The sequence below is a fragment of the Fundidesulfovibrio sp. genome (assembly GCF_058402725.1).
Genome location: NZ_JBZVFJ010000025.1, coordinates 1 through 2,161, shown reverse-complemented (window position 1 = coordinate 2,161; position 2,161 = coordinate 1). Strand labels below are relative to the sequence as shown.

At 71.2% G+C, this 2,161-nt stretch carries 2 protein-coding genes and 1 pseudogene; all 3 read left to right on the top strand.

Annotated elements, in window-relative coordinates; all coding sequences use genetic code 11:
• Positions 1 to 327, top strand: a pseudogene (locus tag ACV4UX_RS05280) (outer membrane homotrimeric porin); the annotation flags it as partial.
• Positions 328 to 516: 189 nt separating this feature from the next.
• A complete protein-coding gene (locus ACV4UX_RS05275) occupies positions 517 to 1,494 on the top strand; it encodes a chromate resistance protein ChrB domain-containing protein (protein WP_491592275.1) in 978 nt (325 codons plus the stop codon).
• Between the two features lie 2 nt (positions 1,495 to 1,496).
• Positions 1,497 to 2,048 carry a ferredoxin domain-containing protein gene (locus tag ACV4UX_RS05270; RefSeq protein WP_491592274.1) on the top strand — a complete coding sequence of 184 codons (552 nt, stop codon included), beginning with the start codon at positions 1,497 to 1,499 and terminating at the stop codon, positions 2,046 to 2,048.
• Positions 2,049 to 2,161 lie beyond the last annotated feature (113 nt).

Genomic DNA, 2,161 nt, shown 5'->3' with positions numbered 1-2,161 from the left:
GCCGCCCCCATCATCCAGGACCTCTCCAGCCGCCTCTCGGTGAGCTTCGCCAAGGGCCTCAACTCCGGCCGGGCGCTGCGCGCGGGCGTGGCCCTGTGGGGCTACGGCAACTACTTCCAGATGGGACGCGAGCTGGCCGAGACCGAGTCCGTGGTGGCCGTGAACCTCGACAGCCGCTACAACGTCTACAAGAACCTGGCGCTCATCCTGGAAACCGGCTGGGCGCACGGCGCGTTCGACTCCTCGGTCTGGGGCCCCAGGCTCGTGAACCAGGCCAAGGGCGGCGACGTCTGGAAGGCCTCCCTGGGCCTGCGCTACAAGTTCTAGTCCCCGGCGCGGCCTTCCCGGGACGGGGAGGCCGCGCCGACCTCTCCGGCCCCGGGCGGGCCCTTCCTCGAAGCGTCCCGACTCATTTTCACGTCACTCCAGCTGTTTGCCGCCGCCATCCCCCCCGGCGCAGACCTTTCTGTTCGCGCGCCCCTTGACTTAAGTTATAGATGTGACATTTTATGTCGCATGAGCAACACACACTGGTTGTACTTCTCCTTCACGCTCCCGGCCAAGAACCAGGCCGGGCGCATGCGCGTCTGGCGCAGGCTGGGCGGCCTGGGGGCCGTCATCGCGCGGGGGGCGCTCTACGTGCTGCCCCGGCGGGACGGGTTGCGCGAACAACTCGTCTGGCTGGCCAAAGAGGTCGAAGACCTGGGGGGCGAGGCCCTGCTCCTGGAATCGGGCGCTCCCGCCAACCTGGAGTCCCCGGACCTGGAAGAGCTTTTCACCAAGGCGCGCGACGCCGACTGGCTGGCGATCGAGGAGGAGGTGCTCCCTCTCCTGGACCGCCTGCGCGGGGCAGGCGGCGAGGCCCCCGAGGCCCTCTCGCCCCAGGCCCAGGCCCAGGCCCTGCGCAGGCTCGCCCGGCGCGCCGAGGCCCTGGCGGCCATCGACTATTTCCCCGGTCCGCGAGGTCCGCGCGCGCGCGCGCTCCTGGACGAACTGTCCGCCCTGGCCGCCCCCGGGTCTCCGGTCCTGGCCCACGGCGTCGAGCGGCGCGACCCGGCCGACTACCAGGGCCTGGAGTGGGTCACGCGCGAGAACCCCTACGTGGACCGCCTGGCCTCCTTCTGGCTGGTGCGCCGCTTCGTGGACCCCGGGGCGCGCCTGCGCTTCGTGCCCGAAGACCGGCCCTGCCCGCCCGCCCCCGGAACCGCGCGCTTCGACATGGACCAGGCCGAGTTCACCCACACCGGCCCCCTGACCACCTTCGAGACCCTTTGCGCCGCCTTCTCCCTGGAGGCGCGCGTGCCAGCGCTCCTGCGCGAGATCATCCGGGCCATCGACCTGGACCTGGAGGCCGGGCCTCCCGAGGCCCTGGGCGTCAAGCGCGTGCTCGACGGCCTCTGCCGCCTCCCCGGCGACGATTTCGAGCGCACGCGCCGCGCCGCAGACCTCTTCGACGCCCTGCTCGCAACCACGGAAACCCCCAAAGGAGATTGATCATGAAAGACACCGCCATTCAGGTTGCCCGGCTCATGGCCGCCTCGGCCCGCACCGCCCCCAAGGCCGGGGGCAAGGATTTCCTGGAGATCGCCGTGGTGAGCCGCGAGGAAGACCTCCGGCGCATCGCCCAGGCCATGCGCGACCACGCGCCCCAGAGCAGCAACGAAGCCTACTGGCTGCGCGACGCCGCCAACATCGAGCAGTGCCAGGCGCTGGTGCTGGTGGGCCTGGGCAAGTCCCACGGCGCGGGCTACGACTGCGGGGCCTGCGGCCACCCCACCTGCAAGGCCTTCGAGGCCGCACGCACGCTTACCGACACGCCCATGGGCTACGACGGCCCCCACTGCGTCATGCGCATGATGGACATCGGCGCGGCCCTGGTCTCGGCGGCCAAGACCGCCAGCCTGCTCAACCTGGACAACCGCGTGCAGCAGCGCGTTGGCGCGGCGGCCCGCGCCCTGGGCTACATCGACGCGGGCGTGGCCATGGGCATCCCCGTGGGCTTCTACGGCAAGTCCGTGTTCTTCGACCGCCAGGTTCCCAAACACTAGCCAGACCCCTCGGGGGGCGCGACGCTTCGCGCCCTTCCCGACCGGAGGACATCCCCCCATGGCCGCCAGCAGGGGCGCGGCCAGCAGGGGAAAGCTCGCGGTGTAGCCCAGCG